We start from the raw sequence: 329 nt of genomic DNA on the forward strand, positions 1-329 counted from the left end.
AGCCATCACGCCACCTGGCCGTCGGTCGCCGCCCGGGTGGCTGGGTCGGGATCGAAGTCGATCCCGAACAGGGCGTCATAGCTGCCGGGATCTCGCACCAAACCCGCCTCGGCCGGGAGCAGACGCCCCGCCGCAGCCGCCTCATGGCGGGCACGCTGGTTCTGAGTGTAGGTGCGGCGCAATACTTTCGCCGCAGCCACATGCTCGGGATCGGTGATCGTGCGGGCGGTGTCCCAACAGCGCTGATGCACGCCGATCACGTGTTGCTGACACGAGATCACCACCTCGTCGGCGCTGGCGGCGATATCGACGTAGCGGCCGATCGCCGA

Annotated in this window: 1 protein-coding gene; it reads right to left on the minus strand. The window is 68.1% G+C overall.

All coding sequences use genetic code 11. The features are described from left to right. Window positions 1-5: 5 nt before the first annotated feature. Window positions 6-329, minus strand: a 324-nt coding sequence (locus tag ACPXB3_RS22585) for a Mu transposase domain-containing protein (protein WP_425729883.1), incomplete at its 5' end; no start/stop codon positions are given.

The organism is Gordonia sp. DT219, assembly GCF_049847065.1.
Classification (GTDB): domain Bacteria; phylum Actinomycetota; class Actinomycetes; order Mycobacteriales; family Mycobacteriaceae; genus Gordonia.